Genomic DNA, 19,698 nt, shown 5'->3' on the forward strand with positions numbered 1-19,698 from the left:
GCATTCACCGCCAGGTCTTCTTGTAGGCGCCGGTCGTCGTCGTCTGGCCCTCGGCGAGACGCCGGGTCATGTCCGATGCGATCGGCCGGCCGGCCATGCAGTCGTCGACCGCCTTGCGGAAGGCCTGCACCACGGCCTGGGTATAGGCGCGGCTGCGCTGCCGGCCCTCGATCTTGAAGGCGGTCACGCCCGCCTCGATCAGGCCGGGGATGAGGTTCGCCGCGTCGAGACTGACCGGATCCTCGAAGACGTGGCCGGAATAGTCGCCCGCGGTGAAGCGGCCCTTGCACAGCGTCGGATAGGGCGCCGCGACCCCCTTCGGCGTGCGGTCGATCGTGTAGTCGCCGAGCCGGGCGACCAGTTCGTCGCCCTCCTCGTGGTACTGGACGTGGCTCGGCGGCGAGCAGACGCCGGTCATGTTGGGCGACTTGCCGGTGGCGTGGCTGGAGAGCGAGCAGCGCCCCTCGGCCATGACGCAGAGCCCGCCGAAGACGAAGACCTCGGTCTCGCAGGCGATTTCGGCATTGATCGCCGCGATCTCCGGCACGGTCAGGATGCGCGGCAGCACCACCCGGCGGATGCCGAAGGTCTCGACCCAGAAGCGGATCGCGTCCGGATTGGCCGCCGCCGCCTGCACCGAGAGATGACGGCGCAGGTTCGGGTGCTTCTCGGCGGTATGGGCGACGAGGCCGATGTCGGCGAGGATGACGGCGTCGGCGCCGGCCCCCTCGGCGCGGGCGACCGCGTCGTGCCAGACCTTCGCCCCGCCGGCGCGCGGGAAGGTGTTGATGGCGACGAGCACCTTGGCGCCGCGGGCATGGGCGAACTTCACGCCGTCGATCAGCTCGCGCTCGTCGAAGTTCAGGCCGGGGAAGTTGCGGGCATTGGTCTCGTCGCGGAAGCCGCAATAGACCGCGTCGGCCCCCGCCTCGACGGCGGTGCGCAGCGCGGCCGGCGTACCGGCGGGACAGACGAGTTCGGGACGGACCTTCACGGGCGCGTTCATGCCGGCGCCCCCGGCCGGCCGAGCGCCACGCCCGTCACCTTCTCCGCCAGCGGCCGCACGGCCTCCAGCACCTGCGACACGTAGGAGGCGGCCGGACCGGTCATCGAGGCGATCTCGGCGGGAAAGTCGATCTCGGCATCGTCGACGGCGTTCCTCAGCGCCAGCACCGCCTCGGTGTCGCCCTCGATGACGATGTCGCGCGAGAAGAACAGCGCGTCGCCGTCGAGCGCCCCGTGGACCATGCCGACGAGGGCGGCGAGCGGTCCGGCGATGCGGGCGTCGTGGTCGGCGTCGATGGTGCCGGCGGCATTGCGCTTGACCGCGTGGAGCTGCGGCCGGATCGCGTCGGGGGCGAGCAGGAAGCCGAAGGAGAGATCGGTCGGCTCGATCAGGAAGCGCTTGGAGGCGTAGTCGCCCAGCCGTGAGAACAGCGAGGGATGGCGATCGGTCAGCGAAGTGACGAATCGCTCGAGCGCCACGTCGAGCGGCAGGGTCGGCAATCGCCCGAGAATCCGGTCGATGAGCCTTGGAAAGCGCGGGATGAGCGTATCGGTCATGATCGTGCCGGCATGCTGGGGCCGCGCCGGAGGGCGAGGCGGTCGGGGACTAAGTCTCATACTCCGCCCCCGCCCGTCCTTGCGGTCGATCAATCCTTCGTCGCATGCCGCCCGGCGGTGGCCTCGCGCCACGCCGCGACGTCCGGTTCTTCCAGGAGCGGACGCAGGAAGTCCCAAGCCGCATCGAGCCGGGCCAGCGCCGCCTCGCCCATGTCGGTGCCGAGCGCGAACTGCTCGCCGCGGATGCCCATCACGAAGGAGGGCGGCGGCGTGCGTTCGATGACGCGCGAATAGACGTCGAGCACCGCCTCCGGCGCCATGGCGTGGGAGGTGTGGGTCAGCCCCTCGCGCGGGCCGATCTCCTCGAAGGAGAAGGGATCCGGCGCGATCAGGCTGGCGTCGACGAAGAGGGCGATGTCCGCCCCCGTCAGGTCGAGCGCGTGTTCGAGCTGGAGCTGGAAGTCCTCGTGCGCGGTGACGTGGTCGAGGCCGAGCGCCTCGACCCGCTCGACGAGAGCCGGTCCGAGCCCGTCGTCGCCACGCGACGCGTTGCCCCATCCGAGCACGACGACGCGTGGTCGGGCGGGGCGTTCGGGCTCGGCCGCTCCCCCGGAGCCGTCCGTCGGGACGGCCCCCGTCGCCTTGGCGGATCGTCCGCCGAAGCCGAAGGGAGCGGCGTCGGCGCCGCTCCCCATGTCGTTCGATCCTTCGCTCGGGCGCGTCTCCGCGCCGTCGCTCTCTTCCGTCGTGTCTTCGCTCACGCGATCCCCGCCATGTTGCGTCTCGCACGATGCACCAGAGCACCGCTCGCGTCGACCAGATCGACTTCCAGCGGCATCTGGCCGAGCGCGTGCGTGGCGCAGCTCAGGCAGGGGTCATAGGCGCGGATCGCCACTTCGATGTGGTTGAGCAGCCCCTCGGTGACCTCGCGGCCGTCGAGATACTGGGTCGCCACCGAGCGGATCGCCTCGTTCATCGCCTGATTGTTGTTGGTGGTCGAGACGATGAGATTGCAGAACGTGACCTGATCGTCCTCGTTCACCCGGTAGTGGTGGAAGAGGGTGCCGCGCGGCGCCTCGATGACGCCGACCGCCTCGCCGCGCCGATCGCCCTTGTCGGCCATCAGGTCGGTGCCGAGGATCTCCGGGTCGTCGAGCAGATCGCGGATCATCTCGCAGGCGTTCAGCACCTCGATCAGACGGGCCCAGTGATAGAACAGCGTGCCCATCACCGGCTTGCCGTTGCCGAGCTGCATCATCTTCTTGCGCTCGATCTCCGAGAGCGGCGTCGACATGCGGCTCGCCGACTGGACGCGGGCGAGCGGGCCGACCTTGTACCAGCCGTTCTCCGCCCCGAGCGAGCGGATGTGCGGGAACTTCATGTAGGACCAGGTCTTGGCCTCTTCCTCGAGCACCTGGTCGTAGCCGGCGTAGTCGACGTGGTCGAAGATGGTGTCGCCGTCGGCGGTCACCGCGCGCAGGCCGCCGTGGTAGTAGTCGAGCGTGCCGTCGGCATCGACCATGCCCATCATGTTCGAGCGGAACTCGCCGAACGTGTTGTAGAACTCGGGCTTGGTGCGGTGGAGCGAGGCGACCATGTGGACGGCGCCCAGCGACCATTCGATCATCTGGTCGATGTCCTTGCGCATCTCGTCGCGCTCGGCCCGCGTCAGCGCCTTGTTCATGCCGCCGGGAATGGCGCCGGTGCCGTGGATGCGCTTGCCGGCGGTCATGCGGATGACTTCCTGACCGTACTTGCGCAGCAGCACGCCCTGCTTGGCGATCTCGGGGAAGTCGAGCGCCACGCCGACGATGTTGCGCCGCGTCGGCTCGCTGTCGAAGCCGAGCAGCAGGTCGGGCGAGGCGAGGTGGAAGAAGTGGACGGCATGGCTCTGCACCATCTGCCCGTAGTGCATCAGCCGGCGCAGCTTCTCCGCGGTCGAGGGCAACTGCCCGTAACCGGCGATCAGGTCCATCGCCTTGACGGCGGCGAGATGGTGGGAGACCGGGCAGATGCCGCAGAGCCGCTGCACGGTGACCGGCACTTCCCAGAAGGGACGCCCTTCGATGAAGACCTCGAAGCCGCGGAACTCGACGATGTGGAGCCGCACCTGATGGATGCGGTTGGCGTCGTCGAGCAGCAGCGTCACCTTGCCGTGACCCTCGACGCGGGTCACGGGGTCGATGGCGATGCGCTTCAGCTTCTGAGGATTGGCGGCAGTTTCCAGACGAGACATGTGTCGGCTCTCCTCAATCGAAGCGCAGCATCGGGTGCTCGAGGCGCGGAATGCGGCCGTCGATGAGATCGGTCAGGTACTTCCAGATGGCGTCGCCGGACGGCGGGCAGCCGGGGATGAAGTAGTCGACGCGGACCACCTCGTTGATCGGGTGGACCTTGTCGAGCAGCAGCGGCAGCTCGGGATCGTTCGGCACCGTGCCCATGCCGTTGCCGGCACGATCGGAATAGACGCGGCTCAGGCACTCGCCGACGTCGAGGTGGTTGCGCTGCGCCGGCAGACCGCCGTTGACCGCGCAGGCGCCGAGCGCCACCAGGACCTTGGCGTTGGCGCGCAACTCGCGCAGCACGTGGACGTTCTCGGCATTGGCGACGCCGCCTTCGACGATGGCGATGTCGACCGGGCCGCAGTGCTTGATGTCGGTGATCGGCGAGCGATCGAACTCGGCGATCTCGGCGAGCGCCAGCAGGCGTTCGTCGATGTCGAGCAGCGACATGTGGCAGCCGAAACAGCCCGACAGCGACGTCGTGGCGATCCGGACCTTGGTCTTGCGGACGGTGGGGGGGACATGGAACATTGGACTCACGCCTCCTCGGTGGCCCGCTTCTCGGCCTGGGTGGAAATCGCGTCGACGTCGTAGATGCGCTCGCCGATCGGCACGGCGAAACCGACCCGCTTGGGCAGGATCGCGCCGACCGGGCAGATGCTCGCCGCCTTGTCGGAGAGGGCGAAGTCGGTGTCGCCGAGCTTGCCGGTCGGCGAATTGATCACGATGTGGCTCTCGGTGCCGCGGCCGGCCAGCGCGAAGACGTCCTTGCCGTCGATGTCGCGCGAGGCACGCACGCAGAGCTCGCACATGATGCAGCGGTTGAAGTCGATCACCACGTCCTGGTGCGAGGCGTCGATGCCGCGGACCGGATAGAAGTGCTCGTAGTGCGGCGTCAGCATTTCAAGGTCGTAGGCGAGCGCCTGGAGCTTGCAGTTGCCGCTCTTCTCGCAGCCGGGGCAGAAGTGGTTGCCCTCGACGAACAGCATCTGCAGCAGCACGCGGCGATTGCCGTTGAGCTCAGGCGTGTTGGAGGCCACTTCCTGGCCCGGCATCGCCTTGACCGTGCAGGCCGAGACGAAGCGGCCGTTGACCTTGACGGTGCACAGCTTGCACGAGCCGTGCGGCTTGAACTCGGGGTGATGGCAGAGGTTGGGGATGAAGTGCCCCGACTTCAGCGCCGCCTCGAGGATCGACTGCCCCCGCTCGAACTGAACCGGACGGCCGTCGAGGAGGAAGGTTTCATATTCGCTCATCGTTCCCTCCTCAGGCGTGGTCGAGCATGTGGCTGTCGGCGTCCTCGCGACCGGTCACGGCACGCGCCCTGGCGAGCGCCGCGTCGAGGTCGAAAGAGGGCTCGAAGTCCTTGCGCGCGAGGCGCTTCTCGTAGTCCTCGCGGAACTTGCCGATGGTGTCGGCGATCGCCGAGCCGGCGGTCTGGCCGAGACCGCAATGGGCGCCCGCCTTCATCACTTCGCGCAGATGGGTGAGCTCGCTCATCTCGTACTGCGTGCCGTGACCGGCCGCGATCTTGTCCATCAGCTTGGCCTGGATGGTCGTGCCGACCCGGCACGGCGTGCAGAAGCCGCAGCTCTCGTGCTCGAAGAAATGCGCGAAGTTGCGCGCCACCTCGAACATGTCGCGACGCTCGCCGAACACCATGAAGGAACCGGCGGTCGGCACGTCTTCGAAGGCGATACGGCGGCCGAACTCGCGCGGGCCGAGGCAGGTGCCGGCGGCACCCGAGATCTGCACGGCGCGGGTGTTGCGGGCACCGGCGTCCTCGAGCACCTGATTGACGCGCACGCCGAAGGGATACTCGTAGATGCCGGGGCGCTCGACGTCGCCGGAGACCGACAGGATCTTCGTACCGGTCGACTGCTTGGTGCCGTAGCCCTCGTAGGCGGCACCGCCCTGCAGCGCGATCTCGGTGACCTTGCACAGCGTTTCGACGTTGTTGACCACCGTCGGCTTGTTCTTGTAGCCGCAGGTGACCGGGAACGGCGGGCGGATGCGCGGACGCCCCGCCTTGCCCTCGAGGCTCTCGATCAGCGCCGTCTCTTCACCGCAGATGTAGGCGCCGGCACCCATGTGGATCTCGATGTCGAAGTCGAAGCCGGCGACGCCGGCCACCGACTTGCCGAGCAGGCGGCCGGCCCGCATCTCCGACAGCTTCTCCTCGAGCGGCGCCTTCAGATAGAGGTACTCGCCGCGCAGATAGACGAGGCCGAGGCGGGCGCCGGTGGCCCAACCGGCGAGCACCATGCCCTCGAACACGCGTTCGGGGTAGAACTGCATCAGCACCCGGTCCTTGAAGGTGCCGGGCTCGCCCTCGTCGGCGTTGCAGACGATGAAGCGCTCGTCGCCGGGGGCCTTCTTGGCGGCTTCCCATTTGACGCCGGTGGTGAAGCCGGCGCCGCCGCGGCCGCGCAGGTTCGACCGCTTCACTTCCGCCAGCCAGGCCTCCGGCCCGAGCGCGATCGCCGCCTTCAGCGCCGAACCCGGCACGAAGTCGGAGCCGAGCAGCATGTCGGCGCGGCGGATGTTGTGCTCGACGACGAAGAGGTCCTGCGGCCATTCGGCGAGCGGCACGTCGGAGCGGATGAGATCGCAGACCCGGTCGGCCTTGCGCAGTGTCATCGCCGGAATGGCCATGCCGTTGACCAGGATCGCCGGACCCTGGTCGCACATGCCGGTGCAGGAGGTGAAGTCGAGACTGACGCGGCCGTCGGCCGAGACCTCGCCGCGCGCGACGGCGAAGCGGCGGGCCATGTGATCGAAGATCGCCTGGTTGCCGGCCATCCGGTCGGTGATGTTGTCGGAGAAGAGGACGACGTAGCGTCCCCGCGGGGTCCGGTAGAAGAAGGTGTAGAACTCGAGGGTCGACTGCACGGCGCCGATCTCGAGCCCGAGGCCTTCCGCCACCGCGGCCACCGTCGCGGGCGGGATCCAACCTTCGATGTCCTGGACGTCGCGCAGGATCTGGACGAGACGGCTTCCGTCGCGCCCGTGCGCGGCGAGAATGGCGTCGAGATCCGTCTTTCTGGTTTTGTCGGCCTTCGTCACCTGACTCTCCTTCACGGAAATGGAGCGCTCGGTGATGCCCCGCAAAGGCCGCAGGGTCGCTGATCTGCGTCAACCGCCGACGAGCCGTGTCGCCGACGCATTTCGCGGTGGAAGTGAAAAGATCAGACTTTGGTCTGACGACGTCGCTCCGAACTCTCCTTTCGCAACGCGGTATCGGGAGCGATGGCTGCGTCGCGATCTGCGACTTTCGTCCATGAAATGTCAGCAGACGACATTGGAAGCGACGTGTCCGCTTCGAAGTGTCGCTAAACGATTTGCACGCAAGTGTCGGCCGGACGGTTGACGCCGGCGTGCGGCGTCACTTTTTCCGCAGTGCATCGAGAAGAGCCGCGCCGAGAGCGCCCGGCGCGGCGTTTCCGGCGGCGTTTCCGCCGTCGCGGCCGCGGCCGCGATCGGGCCCCGGCGTCGCACCCCGGCCGCGATCGTCGCGGCCTGCGGCGGGTGCGGCGGACCGTCCGCCGGCCCCTTCGGAACGGCCGCCCGGCGCGCCCATGCGGGCGCCGCCGTCGTCCTTGCGCATGGTGAGGCCGATGCGCTTGCGCCGGGCGTCGACCTCGACGACGCGGACCTTCACCACGTCGCCGGCCTTCACCACCTCGCGCGGATCCTTGACGAAGCGATCGGCGAGCTGGGAGACGTGGACGAGCCCGTCCTGATGGACGCCGATGTCGACGAAGGCGCCGAAGGCGGCGACGTTGGTGACGGTGCCTTCCAGCACCATGCCGGGCTTCAGGTCCTCGATCTTCTCGACGCCCTCCGCGAAGACGGCGGTCTTGAAGGCCGGGCGCGGGTCGCGGCCGGGCTTCTCGAGTTCGGCGATGATGTCGCGCACGGTGGGCAGACCGAAGGTCTCGTCGATGAACCTGCGCGGATCGAGCGCCTTCAGCGCCGTCGCGTCGCCCATCAGCGAGCGGAGATCCCGACCGCAGTCCTTCACGATGCGCTTGGCGACCGAATAGGCCTCCGGGTGGACGGAAGAGGCGTCGAGCGGCTCGTCGCCGTCGCGGATGCGCAGGAAGCCCGCCGCCTGTTCGAAGGTCTTGCGGCCGAGCCGGGCGACGTCGAGCAGCTGCTTGCGATTGCGGAACGGCCCGTTGGCGTCGCGGTGGGCGACGATGGCTTCGGCGAGCGCCGTGCCGAGGCCCGAGACGCGGGCGAGCAGCGACGCCGACGCCGTGTTGAGGTCGACGCCGACGGCGTTCACCGCGTCCTCGACGACCGCGTCGAGCGCGCGGGCGAGGCGGGTCTGGTCGACGTCGTGCTGGTACTGGCCGACGCCGATCGCCTTGGGCTCGATCTTGACGAGTTCGGCGAGCGGGTCCTGCAGACGCCGCGCGATCGAGACGGCGCCGCGGAGCGAGACGTCGAGATCGGGCATCTCGGCGGCGGCCAGCGCCGAGGCGGAGTAGACCGAGGCGCCGGCCTCCGACACCACCACCTTGATCGGCTTGGGCGGCGCCATCTCGCCGATCAGCATCGAGACGAGGCGATCGGTCTCGCGGCTGCCCGTGCCGTTGCCGATGGCGACCAACTCGACGCGGTGCTTCTGGATCAGATGCTTCAGCGTGGCGATCGTGCCCTGGACGTCCTGGCGCGGCGGGAAGGGATAGACCGTGGTGGTGGCGACCACCTTGGAGGTCGCGTCGACGACCGCCACCTTGACGCCGGTGCGGATGCCGGGGTCGAGCCCCAGCGTCGCCCGCGTGCCGGCGGGTGCGGCGAGCAGCAGGTCCTTGAGATTGGCGGCGAAGACGCGGATCGCCTCTTCCTCCGCCTTCTCGCGCATCGTGCCCATCAGCTCGACCGAGAGCGACAGCGACAGCTTCACCCGCCAGCACCAGCGCGCCACGTCGAAGAGGAAGGCGTCGGCCTTGGCGAGCACCCGCGCCGCGGTCGGCACCGGGATCGCGAAGGCATCCGCGACGATCTTCTCGACCGGCTTCACCGGATCGGTCGTATCCGCGTCGACCTCGAGTTCGAGGTCGAGCACCTCCTCGTTGCGACCGCGCAGCATGGCGAGCGCGCGGTGCGAGGGGACCTCGGCCCAGCGTTCGACGTGATCGAAATAGTCGGCGAACTTCTCGCCCGCCGCCTCCTTGCCCGCCACGACCTTGGCGCGCAGCCGGGCGCGCGCCTGCATGTGGCCGCGCAGACGGCCGACCAGATCGGCGTTCTCGGCGAACTGCTCGGCGAGAATGTCGCGCGCGCCGTCGAGCGCCGCCTTCACGTCGGCGACCTCGCCGGTGACGAAGCGTTCGGCCAGCACCTTCGGGTCGACCGAGCGATCGGAAAGGATCGTCTCGGCGAGCGGTCCGAGCCCCCGCTCGCGGGCGATCTCGGCGCGGGTGCGCCGCTTCGGCTTGTAGGGCAGGTAGAGGTCTTCGATCTCGGCCTTGGTCGAAGCGGCGGCGAGACGGGCGGCGAGCGCGTCGTCGAGCTTGCCCTGGGCGCGGATGCTCTCGGCCACCGCGGCGCGGCGGGCCTCCATCTCGCGCAGGTAGCCGAGCCGCTCCTCGAGCGTGCGCAGCTGGCCGTCGTCGAGACCGCCGGTCGCCTCTTTCCGGTAGCGCGCGACGAAGGGAACCGTCGAGCCCTCGTCGAGGAGATCGATCGCCGCCTGCGCCTGCTGCGGTCGGCAACCGATCTCGGCGGCGATCGCCGCGGTGATGCGGGTCGCGACGGCGGGGTCGAGGGCGTTGGCCATGGTCGGTCTCCTTGTGGTCGGGCAGGGAACTTAAGGCGGACGCCGTCACGAGGCGAGACCCGATCGCCTTTCCCGCGTCGTTCTCCACGACGAGCCCCCGCCGTCCCCGACCGAAGTTCGAGGCGGTGGAGGGTTTCGCTCGCCGGAAGGCCCGGCTATCTTGAGCCGGGAGACGAAGGGGGAGGAGAGCGAAGGGAGGCGCGCCGACCCGGGTCGAACCGATTCGACCGGGCCGCGACGTTCGTCCTTTCGAGCCGTCCCGCGTCCGTTCCGTGGTCCATCACACGAGAAGACGGGGTTCCATGACGAACAAGATCCATCCGAGTGCGGCGTCCGCGCTCGCGGGCGTCGTCGCCGACGGCCAGACGCTCGCGGTCGGCGGCTTCGGCCTCTGCGGCATTCCCGAGGCGCTGATCGCCGCCCTGCGCGACACCGGCGTGACGGGCCTCACCTGCGTCTCCAACAACGCCGGCGTCGACGGTTTCGGCCTCGGCCTGCTGCTCGAGACGCGGCAGATCAAGAAGATGATCTCGTCCTACGTCGGCGAGAACAAGCTCTTCGCCCAGCAGTATCTCTCCGGCGAGCTCGAACTCGAGTTCGCCCCCCAGGGCACGCTCGCCGAGCGTCTGCGCGCCGGCGGCGCCGGCATCCCGGCCTTCTTCACCGCGACCGGTGTCGGCACCGTGGTGGCGGACGGCAAGGAAGTGCGCGAGTTCGACGGCCGCAAATACGTGATGGAGCGCGGCATCGTCGCCGACGTGGCGCTGGTCAAGGCCTGGAAGGCCGACGAGGCCGGCAACCTGATCTATCGGAAGACCGCGCGGAACTTCAATCCGATGTGCGCGACCGCCGGCAAGGTGACCATCGCCGAGGTCGAGGAGATCGTGCCGGTAGGCAGTCTCGACCCCGACCAGATCCACACCCCCGGCATCTTCGTGCAGCGTCTCGTCCTGAACGCGACGCCGGAGAAGCGCATCGAACAGCGCACCACGCGCAAGCCCGCCTGAGGAGAGACGCCCCATGCCCTGGACGCGTGACGAAATGGCGGCGCGTGCCGCCCGTGAACTGCAGGACGGGTTCTACGTGAACCTCGGCATCGGCCTGCCGACGCTGGTCGCCAACTACATCCCGGAAGGGATGAACGTGTGGCTGCAGTCGGAGAACGGCCTGCTCGGCATCGGTCCCTTCCCGACCGACGACGAGGTTGACGCCGACCTGATCAACGCCGGCAAGCAGACCGTGACGGCGCTGCCCGGCGCCTCCTTCTTCTCCTCCGCGGACAGCTTCGGCATGATCCGCGGCGGCCACGTCAACCTCGCCATTCTCGGCGCCATGCAGGTGTCGAAGTCGGGCGACCTCGCCAACTGGATGATCCCCGGCTCGATGGTCAAGGGCATGGGCGGCGCGATGGACCTCGTCGCCGGCGTCCAGCGCGTCATCGTGCTGATGGAGCATGTCGCCAAGGGCGGCGTGCACAAGATCGTCCCGGAATGCACCCTGCCGCTGACCGGCGAGGGTGTGGTCGACCGCATCGTCACCGATCTCGCGGTGATGGACGTGACCGACAAGGGCCTCAAGGTGATCGAGATGGCGCCGGGCGTCACCATCTCGGATCTCACCGGCGCCACCGGCGTGCCGCTCGACTTCTCGGACGTCGAGGACTGAGCGGTTCGGCGAGAGACGAACGGATGCGGCGGGCGGCCTTCGGGCCGCCCGTTTCGTCTGTCGCCGGGATGGGCCGGATGACGTGGAATTTCATTCCCTCGCCGACTTGACCGATGTCGAGGCGCGCGGTCGTCCACGCGGGCACTCTTCCCGTCGAGCGAGGGAAGAGCATGCTGGCTGGACGAAACGATCGGTCGCGACCGTCGGCGCGCATCGCGTTCGGCGTTCTCCTCGTGCTCGCCGCCGGCATCGCCGTGCCGCGCGCCCATCCGCTGACGCCCATCCGCCTGCAGCAACTGATCGACACCACGCCGACCGGCGGCACGCTGGTGCTCGAGGCCGGCTTCCACGTCGGTCCGGCGCTGGTCGATCGGCCGATGCGGATCGAGGGGCGGGCAGGGGCGATGGTCGACGGGCGGCGCTCCGGCACCATCCTGACGGTCCGCGCCGACGACGTGGCGATCGTCGGGCTGCACTTCACCCGCTCCGGCGACCGCAACGACGGCATCGATGCGGCGATCGCCCTCGAGGGGAAGCGCGCGCTGGTCGAGGACAACGTGATCGAGGACTGCCTCTACGGCGTCCGCATCCAGCAGTCCGACGCCAACATCGTCCGCCGCAACCGCATCGGCTCGCAGGACCTGCCGGAAGCCCGCCGCGGCGACGGCGTGCGCATCTGGTATTCGACCGGCAATCTGGTCGAGGACAACGACATCGCGGGCGTGCGCGACGGCGTCGCCGTCCAGGCGGTCGGCAATCGGGTGCGTGCCAATCGGGTGACCGACAGCCGCTACGGCGCGCTGCTGCTCTACGGCGACGGCACCGAGCTCGTCGAGAACCGCTTCTTCGGCAATGCCGTCGGCGTCATGGCGATCGGCTCCAACGACGTGACGATCGCCCGCAACGCCGTCCGTTCGGGCCGCGACGTCGCGGGGCAGGCCATCCTGCTCAAGGATTCCAACCGCATCCGGGTGATCGAGAACGACCTCTTCGCCTCGGCCCGCGGGCTCTATCTCGACGCCTCGCCGACCGATCCGGAGGCCGAGAACGTCTTCCTCGCCAACCGCATCGCCTTCAACGGCACGGCGATCACCTTCCACTCCGACCTCGTCGGCAACCGCTTCGAGGCCAACCGCTTCGACGGCAATCACGCCGACGTCGCGGTGGAGGGCGGCGGCACGGCGCGGCGCGCCGTCTGGCGGGGCAATGCCTGGGACGGTTTCGTCGGCTTCGATCGCGACGGCGACGGGATCGGCGACACCCCGCACGAGGTGTGGGCGTGGTCGGACGTGCTGTGGATGGACGTGCCGGCGGCCCAGCTCTTCCGGGCGAGCCCGGCGGTGGCGCTCGTCGACTTCGTCGAGCGCCTCGCCCCCTTCGTCGAACCGCGCCTGCTGCTGGTCGACGAGACGCCGAAGATCAGCGGATCCGCAGCAGCTCTTCCGCCGTCTCCGAATCCAGACCGATCGCGTTGACCCAGCCGCCGACCAACGCCGCGCGGATCGCCGGCGCCTTGACGGCATGCATGGCGACGCCGAGGCGCAGCGGGGTGCGCTGGAGCACGCGGGGGGCGACCGACAGGGTGCGGTCGTCGAACTCGGTCGAGATCAGCTCGCCGCGCGGGCCGAAGAACCAGCCGCAGATCGTGCCGACCGCGCCGGCGGCGGCGATCGCCTCGGTCTTCTCGCCCGGGATCACGCCGTGGCGGAACACCGAGGCGAAGGGCGAGATGGCGCCGATGCCGACCAGCGCCAGATTGGCCCGGCCCATCAGGTCGAAGACGGCGCCGACCGTCGAGGTCGCCTTGAGGTGGGCGGCCGCTTCGGCGCTGTCGACGATCGCCGGCACCGGCAGCTGCCAGGCGCGACCGCCGAGACCGTTGGCGAGCGTGCGGCAGACCTCGCTCGAATGCGACGGGATCTGCGGCGCGCCGACGCCGCCGATCAGCGACACCACGTCGACGTCGGTGGAGCGCGCCCGGCGCACCGCGGCGGCGACCGCGGCGGCGGTGTCGCCGTCCGACACGCCGATCACGGCACCCGCCTGGGCCCGTTCCTCGATGACGCGGGCGACGGCACGACCGAGCACGTCGGCGGTCTGGGTGCCGCCGGAACGCGGCTGGACGACGACCGCGAGGTCGATGCCGTAGGCGGCGGTGAGGCGGCGCTCGAGGGAGAAGTCGCGCAGGCCGGTCGGCGAGATCTGGATCTCGACGAAGCCGAGATCCATCGCCGCCTTCAGGGCGCGGCTGACGGTCGATTCGGAGATGTCGAGAGCGCGGGCGATCTCGTTCTGCGGAAGGCGCTGATCGTAACGCATCTGGGCGATGCGCAGAATCGTTTCGTCGTCTCTTCGATGCCGGGCCATGACGTCTCTGAAGCGTGATGTGAAAGAAATTCGATAACACACGAAATTGCGCCGGCACAGGGGTAAGCACCGCTCGAGGCGCGTCCTTTCGCCCTCCCTCGAGGTGACTTACGCACCTCGAGCGGTAGTTCGTTCCGCATTTCGACGATGTCACGAGGGCGAACGGCGGCGGCGGTCGACGTGGGCGAGGTCGATCACGCGATCGGCGATGGCGATCTCGAAGGTCGCGCCGACACCACCGGTCGCCAGTTCGATGGTGCCGCCGTGGGCCCGCACCAGCTCGGCGCAGATGGCGAGGCCGAGCCCGGTGCCGCCCTTGCGCACGCCGCCCTGGAAGGGACGGAAGAGGTTTTCGCGCGCCCGCGCCGGCACGCCCGGCCCGGTGTCGCGGACCGCGAGCGTCACCACCGTCCCCTCGCGCCGGCCGGAGACGACGATGCGGCGGACGACGGTGGGGTCGTCGTCGGATTCGAGCGCCTGGCGGGCGTTGCGCACCAGATTGAGCAGGACGCGGAAGATCTGGTCGGGGTCGGCGTCGATCTCCAGCCCACGCTCGACGTCGATCAGATAGCGGATGCCGCACTCGTCGCAGCACTCCTCGCCCTCGCGGCAGAGCCCCAGCATCTCCCCGACGTCCTCGGCGAGACGGCGCACCGAGACGAGGCGCCGGGCCGGCGGCGCCTCGCCGGTGCGCCCGTATTCGAGCACGGCGCGGGAGTAGCCGATGGCGCGGTCGAGGGTGGCGACCAGCTTGGGCACGAAGCGCTGGACGGTGGAATCGGGGATGGCGAGCAGGCGGTCGGTGACGAGCTGCGCGGCGGCCAGCATGTTGCGCAGGTCGTGGTTGATCTTGGAGACGGCCACGCCGAGATCGGCGAGATGTTTCTTCTGTCCGAGCGAGCCGGCGACCTGGGCCTGGAGCGCCGCGAGCCGGCGCTCGGCGTCGCCGATCTCGTCGTCGCGCGGGCTCGGGCGGATGATCCGATCGGTGTCTTCGGGGTCTTCGGCGAACCGCGCCATCGCCCGCGTCATCCGTCCGAGCGGCCGCAGGAACATGTGGCGCAGCACGAAGAAGACGACGGTGGAGACGATCGCCAGGAGGCCGACAGAGACCCACAACACGTTGGTGGCGAAGCGCATGGTCGCCGCGCGGATCGGCGTCGACGACATCACGAGGTCGATCACCTCGCCGTTCGGCCCCGGCGCGCCGAGGACGCGCAGCGTCTCCTCGCGGTCGTCGACGAGCATGCCGATCGCCGCGATCGACCATTGCAGGACGTCGGGCCGATCGAGATCGAGGACGGCGTCGATCCGGGCCGGTGGCGTCTCCGAATTGGCGACGAGGCGGCGCACGTTGCCCTGGCGCACGGAGATCACCGAGGCCTTCATCTCGGTGAGCAGGCGGTTCTGCACGCCGCGGTCGAGATCGCTGGTGCCCGACAGCGCCAGCACCACCAGATCGGCGCGCCGGATCGCCTCCTGCAGGCGATTGACGCGGAAATGGGCGATGGTCGGCACGAAGACCAGGATCTCGGCGACCACCACGAAGAGCAGCGTCAGGGCGACCAGCTTCGAGGTCAGCCGCATACCCCCGCGTGCCGGGTGCGCGGCGGCCGTCTCCTCCGTGGTGTCGTCTTCCCCGGTGCGCGCCATGGTCGCTCCGTCCTTCGCGAACGGACATGCTAATCTTGCGTCGTGGCGGCGAAAAGGCAGGAAATCGCAGCCGTGGATCGCGCTTCGCGTTGACAGCATCGCCCTTCGCCACCTATAAGCCCCCTCGACCGGGACACCTGTCCCTTCGGGCCGCGCAAGGGCGCGCGTCCATCGTCGGCGTCGTCGTCGTCGGTAGCGGTCGGATTTCGTGCTTCCCACGGGATCGGACGGCGGAAGGGCTTCCCAAACCCATCGTGTTCGCCCCTCGGGGCGGGCGAGGCCACTCGTAGTTGAAGGGGGCCGCTCTCGAGGCGGCGACGACCCATGAAGCGCACCTATCAGCCCTCCAAGATCGTGCGTAAGCGCCGCCACGGCTTCCGTACGCGCATGGCCACCGTCGGCGGCCGTCTGGCGATCAACCGTCGTCGCGCTCGCGGCCGCAAGCGTCTCTCGGCCTGATCCGGCCGAGCGGACCGTCCGCGCCCGCCCGCCGCGGCGCGAGGCATCGAGCCTGAGCGCTCGCAGCTCGAGGACCGGGACGCGATGCGCAGATTGAAGAAACGCGCCGAGTTTCTGGCCGTCGCCAAGGGGCAGCGGTCGGCTCGGCGCGGCTTCGTTCTGCAGACCCTCGCGGTCGAAGACGACAAGGCGGAGCCGCGCTGCGGCTTCACCGTGACCAAGAAGGTGGGCAACGCGGTCGTCCGCAATCGCGTCCGCCGCCGTCTGCGCGAGGCGCTGCGCCTCGAGGCCGACCGCGTGGCCCGGCCGGGCCACGACCACGTCCTGATCGGACGCCGCGAGAGCCTCGAGCTCTCCTTCGCGACGCTGCGTGCCGACCTCGTCGGCGCCTTCGCTCAAGGCCGCAAGGCCCTCGCCCGCAGGGCTCTCGCCGAGATCTCCGCGCCGGCCGCCTCGGCCGAAACGCCCGCCGCTCTTCCCCGCGGCGACGAAACCCCTGGATCCGCCGGATGACCGACAACAAGAACTACATCGTCGCGATCGCGCTCTCGATCATGGTCCTGCTCGGCTGGCAGTATTTCGTCGCCGCGCCGCGCATGGAGGCCCAGCGCCACGAGCAGCAGGTCGCCGAGGCCGCTCGCCAGGCGGCGAACCCGGCCGCCGCCGGCACGACCGCCGCGCCGGCCGGTGCGCCGGCCGCCACCCCGGTCGGACCGGGTGCCACGCCCGCCGTCGCCGGTGCCGTCGGCAACGCGGTGGTCGGTTCTGCGCTGACCCGCGATCAGGCGCTCGCCCAGACGCCGCGCGTCAAGGTCACGACCGACACGCTCGAGGGCTCGATCTCGCTGGTCGGCGCCCGCATCGACGACGTCTCGTTCCGCAAGTACCGCGAGACCATCGATCCGAAGAGCCCGGAGATCGCGCTGCTCAACCCGGCCGGCGCCGAGCATGCCTATTTCGCCGACTTCGGCTGGCTGGCGGATGCCGGCGCCCCGGTCAAGGTTCCGGGTCCGGAGACCCGGTGGACCGTCAAGGGCAACGACAGGCTGACCCAGTCGACCCCGGTGGTGCTCGCCTGGGACAACGGCGAGGGCATCACCTTCGAGCGCACCATCGCCGTCGACGACCGCTACATGTTCACCGTCACCGACAAGGCGAAGAACACCGGCGACCGCGCCACCACGCTCTACCCCTATTCGGCGCTCTCCCGCTTCGGCACGCCGACGACCTCGGGCTACTACATCCTCCACGAGGGCGCGATCGGCGTCTTCGGCGACGAGGGCCTGAAGGAGGTTTCCTACAAGGACCTCAAGGAGAAGCTGAAGATCGAGCCCGCCCGCGTCGCCGGCGGCTGGATCGGCTTCGTCGACAAGTACTGGGCCGCGGCGCTGATCCCGCAGAAGGCCGTCTCGGTGCAGCCGCGCTTCGCCGCGACGCCCGCCGTCGGCAACCAGCCCGACGTCTATCGCACCTTCATGCTGGCCGACGGCGTGGCGCTGGCCGCCGGTGCCGAGGTCGCCGCGACGACGCACTTCTTCGCCGGTGCCAAGGAGGTCGGCGCGGTCGACGGTTACGCCAAGGCGCTCGACATCGCTCGCTTCGACCGTCTGATCGACTGGGGCTGGTTCTACTTCCTGACCAAGCCGCTGTTCCACCTGATCAGCTTCCTGAACCATCTCGTCGGCAACTTCGGCATCGCCATCCTCATCGTGACGGTGATCGTCAAGGCCGTCTTCTTCCCGCTTGCCAACAAGTCCTACGACTCGATGAGCAAGATGAAGAAGGTGCAGCCCGAGATGAAGGAGCTGCAGGAGCGCTTCAAGGACGACCGCACCGCCCAGCAGCAGGCGCTGATGGAGCTCTACAAGCGCGAGAAGATCAATCCGCTGGCCGGCTGTCTGCCGATCCTGATCCAGATCCCGGTGTTCTTCGCGCTCTACAAGATGATCTTCATCACCATCGAGATGCGTCAGGCGCCGTTCTACGGCTGGATCCACGACCTCTCGGCGCCCGATCCGACGTCGCTGTTCAACCTGTTCGGCCTGATTCCCTTCACGCCGCCGAGCATGCTGATGGTCGGCATCTGGCCGCTGATCATGGGCGTCACGATGTTCGTCCAGATGAAGCTCAATCCGCCGCCGCCGGATCCGACGCAGAAGATGATGTTCGACTGGATGCCGGTCCTCTTCACCTTCATGCTCGCGTCGATGCCGGCCGGCCTGGTGATCTACTGGACCTGGAACAACCTCCTGTCGATCGCCCAGCAGTGGTACATCATGTCGAAGAACGGCGTGAAGGTGGAACTCTGGGACAACGTCAAGGGGATGTTCAGCAAGGCGCCGGGCAAGGCGTGAGGCGATCCGTTCGGGGGAAGACGTCGATGGTCGCATGAGGCACCGGCGAGGACGGCGGCGTGACGCCGCCGTTCCGGCCGGAACGAAAGGAACGGCGTTTCGCGGGGGCTCGCGGCCTCCCGCGCCCTTCTCCTCTCATCGGCGAGACCCGACGATGCCCGTGCTTCCCCATCCCGACCCGAACGTGATCCATCCACTGCCCGCGCACTCGCGCGTCGTCTTCCTGAAGCCGCTGGTCGACCGACCCAACGTCGAGATCGGCGACTTCACCTACTACGACGATCCACGCGCCCCGGAACGTTTTCTGGACGAGTGCGTGCTTCACCATTACGACTTCCTCGGCGACCGGCTGGTGATCGGTCGCTTCACGGCGATCGCGTCCGGCGTCCGCTTCATGATGAACGGCGCCAACCACGCCATGACCGGGCTCTCCACCTTTCCGTTCCAGATCTTCGGGCACGGCTGGGAGAAGGGCTTTGACTTCGAGACGATTCGCGCCGGCCTCAGGGGCGACACGATCGTCGGCAACGACGTGTGGATCGGAACCGAGGCGATGATCATGCCGGGCGTGACAATCGGAGACGGAGCCATCGTGGCGGCCCGCGCCGTCGTCGCCTCCGACGTGCCCCCCTACGCGATCGTCGGCGGCAACCCCGCCCGGGTGATCCGCTCGCGCTTCTCGCCGCAAGAGGTCGCCCGCCTCCGGTCGATCGCCTGGTGGGACTGGCCGGTCGAGGCGATCACCGCCCGTCTCGACGCCATCCGTGGCGCCGATCTCGATGCCCTCGAACGGGCCGCAGCCGAGGTATCCGCCGCATGACCGAGACCCGTGACGACGCCGTCGACCCCCGCGCCGAGGCGGCGGCCGAGAAGGCCCGCCTCCTCTTCGCGCGTCCCTGGGCCTTCGCCATGGGCGCGGTCGCCCTCGACCGGCTGCCGCCGATCGACGACGGCGCCGAGGTCGCCTTCGCCGGCCGCTCCAACGTCGGAAAGTCGTCGCTGATCAATGCCGTCCTCGGACAGCAGGGTCTGGCGCGGACCTCCAACACGCCCGGCCGCACCCAGGAACTGAACTATTTCGTCCCGGCGGTGCTGAACGAGCGGTCGAAGAAGACCGAGCGGCTGACCTCCGGCGCGCCGCGCGAGGCCGTCGACGTCGGCCTGTCGATCGTCGACATGCCCGGCTACGGCTTCGCCCAGGCGCCGAAGTCCCAGGTCGACGACTGGACGCGGCTGGTCTTCGACTACCTGCGCGGCCGGCCCAACCTGCGCCGCGTCTATCTGCTGATCGACAGCCGCCACGGGCTGAAGAAGGTCGACACCGACGTGCTCGATCTTCTCGACAAGGCCGCGGTCAGCTATCAGATCGTGCTCACCAAGGCCGACAAGATCGCCCGCGAGGAGACCGGCAAGCCGGTCGCGGCGATGGTGGCGGCGACGGCGGAGGCGATCCGAAAGCGCCCCGCCGCGCATCCGGTCATCCTGGTGACCTCGTCCGACAAGGGCTGGGGCGTCGACACGCTCCGCTCGGAAATCGCCTACTTCGCCGTCTGAATGCGTCCCG

The 19,698-nt window shown here is 69.1% G+C and carries 18 protein-coding genes; 8 read left to right on the top strand and 10 right to left on the bottom strand.

Annotation, left to right across the window (positions count from 1 at the left end):
• Window positions 1-4: 4 nt before the first annotated feature.
• The 8 genes from ubiU to ACT541_RS04990 form a co-directional block, all read right to left on the bottom strand.
• Window positions 5-1,006 carry a ubiquinone anaerobic biosynthesis protein UbiU gene (gene ubiU / locus ACT541_RS04955; RefSeq protein WP_476134739.1) on the bottom strand — a complete coding sequence of 334 codons (1,002 nt, stop codon included), beginning with the start codon at window positions 1,004-1,006 and terminating at the stop codon, window positions 5-7.
• Entirely contained in the window at window positions 1,003-1,563 is a 561-nt protein-coding gene (gene ubiT, locus ACT541_RS04960) for a ubiquinone anaerobic biosynthesis accessory factor UbiT (protein WP_476134741.1), read from the bottom strand. The genes ubiU and ubiT overlap by 4 nt, the downstream gene beginning before the upstream one ends.
• 89 nt (window positions 1,564-1,652) lie before the next feature.
• The gene (locus ACT541_RS04965; protein ID WP_476134743.1) at window positions 1,653-2,324 is read right to left on the bottom strand and encodes a hydrogenase maturation protease; all 672 of its coding nucleotides are present in this window, start codon (window positions 2,322-2,324) and stop codon (window positions 1,653-1,655) included.
• A complete protein-coding gene (locus ACT541_RS04970) occupies window positions 2,321-3,799 on the bottom strand; it encodes a Ni/Fe hydrogenase subunit alpha (RefSeq protein ID WP_476134745.1) in 1,479 nt (492 codons plus the stop codon). The genes ACT541_RS04965 and ACT541_RS04970 overlap by 4 nt, the downstream gene beginning before the upstream one ends.
• A 13-nt stretch (window positions 3,800-3,812) precedes the next feature.
• Complete coding sequence (locus ACT541_RS04975; RefSeq protein WP_476134747.1) at window positions 3,813-4,376, bottom strand: NADH-quinone oxidoreductase subunit B family protein; 564 nt, start codon at window positions 4,374-4,376, stop codon at window positions 3,813-3,815.
• A 5-nt stretch (window positions 4,377-4,381) separates the two neighbouring features.
• A complete protein-coding gene (locus ACT541_RS04980) occupies window positions 4,382-5,101 on the bottom strand; it encodes a 2Fe-2S iron-sulfur cluster-binding protein (protein ID WP_476134748.1) in 720 nt (239 codons plus the stop codon).
• A 10-nt stretch (window positions 5,102-5,111) separates the two neighbouring features.
• Entirely contained in the window at window positions 5,112-6,911 is a 1,800-nt protein-coding gene (locus ACT541_RS04985; protein ID WP_476134750.1) for an NAD(P)H-dependent oxidoreductase subunit E, read from the bottom strand.
• 319 nt (window positions 6,912-7,230) lie between these two features.
• Complete coding sequence (locus tag ACT541_RS04990) at window positions 7,231-9,636, bottom strand: Tex family protein (protein ID WP_476134752.1); 2,406 nt, start codon at window positions 9,634-9,636, stop codon at window positions 7,231-7,233.
• A gap of 302 nt (window positions 9,637-9,938) precedes the next feature.
• Here ACT541_RS04990 and ACT541_RS04995 point away from each other — a divergent pair, with 302 nt between their 5' ends.
• From ACT541_RS04995 to nosD, 3 genes are all read left to right on the top strand, one after another.
• The gene (locus tag ACT541_RS04995; protein ID WP_476134753.1) at window positions 9,939-10,643 is read left to right on the top strand and encodes a CoA transferase subunit A; all 705 of its coding nucleotides are present in this window, start codon (window positions 9,939-9,941) and stop codon (window positions 10,641-10,643) included.
• 13 nt (window positions 10,644-10,656) lie between these two features.
• A complete protein-coding gene (locus ACT541_RS05000; protein ID WP_476134755.1) occupies window positions 10,657-11,301 on the top strand; it encodes a CoA transferase subunit B in 645 nt (214 codons plus the stop codon).
• Between the two features lie 170 nt (window positions 11,302-11,471).
• Window positions 11,472-12,776 carry a nitrous oxide reductase family maturation protein NosD gene (gene nosD, locus ACT541_RS05005; protein WP_476134756.1) on the top strand — a complete coding sequence of 435 codons (1,305 nt, stop codon included), beginning with the start codon at window positions 11,472-11,474 and terminating at the stop codon, window positions 12,774-12,776.
• On the opposite strand, the gene ACT541_RS05010 is transcribed toward nosD, so the two are convergent.
• Window positions 12,721-13,668: a sugar-binding transcriptional regulator gene (locus ACT541_RS05010; protein ID WP_476134757.1), complete on the bottom strand. Its 948-nt coding sequence runs from the start codon at window positions 13,666-13,668 to the stop codon at window positions 12,721-12,723. The two genes, nosD and ACT541_RS05010, sit on opposite strands and share 56 nt — an antisense overlap.
• 150 nt (window positions 13,669-13,818) lie before the next feature.
• Window positions 13,819-15,321, bottom strand: coding sequence for a sensor histidine kinase (locus ACT541_RS05015; RefSeq protein ID WP_476134759.1), 1,503 nt, complete (start codon window positions 15,319-15,321; stop codon window positions 13,819-13,821).
• 324 nt (window positions 15,322-15,645) lie between these two features.
• On the opposite strand from ACT541_RS05015, the gene rpmH reads away from it, so the two are divergent.
• The 5 genes from rpmH to ACT541_RS05040 all read left to right on the top strand — a co-directional run bounded on the left by rpmH (window position 15,646) and on the right by ACT541_RS05040 (window position 19,688).
• On the top strand, window positions 15,646-15,780 hold the full coding sequence (rpmH, locus tag ACT541_RS05020) for a 50S ribosomal protein L34 (RefSeq protein WP_476134760.1): 135 nt from the start codon (window positions 15,646-15,648) through the stop codon (window positions 15,778-15,780).
• Window positions 15,781-15,864: 84 nt separating this feature from the next.
• Window positions 15,865-16,293 carry a ribonuclease P protein component gene (rnpA, locus tag ACT541_RS05025; protein WP_476134762.1) on the top strand — a complete coding sequence of 143 codons (429 nt, stop codon included), beginning with the start codon at window positions 15,865-15,867 and terminating at the stop codon, window positions 16,291-16,293.
• On the top strand, window positions 16,290-18,134 hold the full coding sequence (yidC, locus tag ACT541_RS05030) for a membrane protein insertase YidC (RefSeq protein ID WP_476134763.1): 1,845 nt from the start codon (window positions 16,290-16,292) through the stop codon (window positions 18,132-18,134). The genes rnpA and yidC overlap by 4 nt, the downstream gene beginning before the upstream one ends.
• A 154-nt stretch (window positions 18,135-18,288) precedes the next feature.
• The gene (locus ACT541_RS05035; RefSeq protein ID WP_476134765.1) at window positions 18,289-18,954 is read left to right on the top strand and encodes a CatB-related O-acetyltransferase; all 666 of its coding nucleotides are present in this window, start codon (window positions 18,289-18,291) and stop codon (window positions 18,952-18,954) included.
• Complete coding sequence (locus ACT541_RS05040; RefSeq protein ID WP_476134766.1) at window positions 18,951-19,688, top strand: GTP-binding protein; 738 nt, start codon at window positions 18,951-18,953, stop codon at window positions 19,686-19,688. The genes ACT541_RS05035 and ACT541_RS05040 overlap by 4 nt, the downstream gene beginning before the upstream one ends.
• The last annotated feature ends 10 nt before the right edge of the window (window positions 19,689-19,698 follow it).

The organism is Pinisolibacter sp. DMC100, from assembly GCF_056313705.1.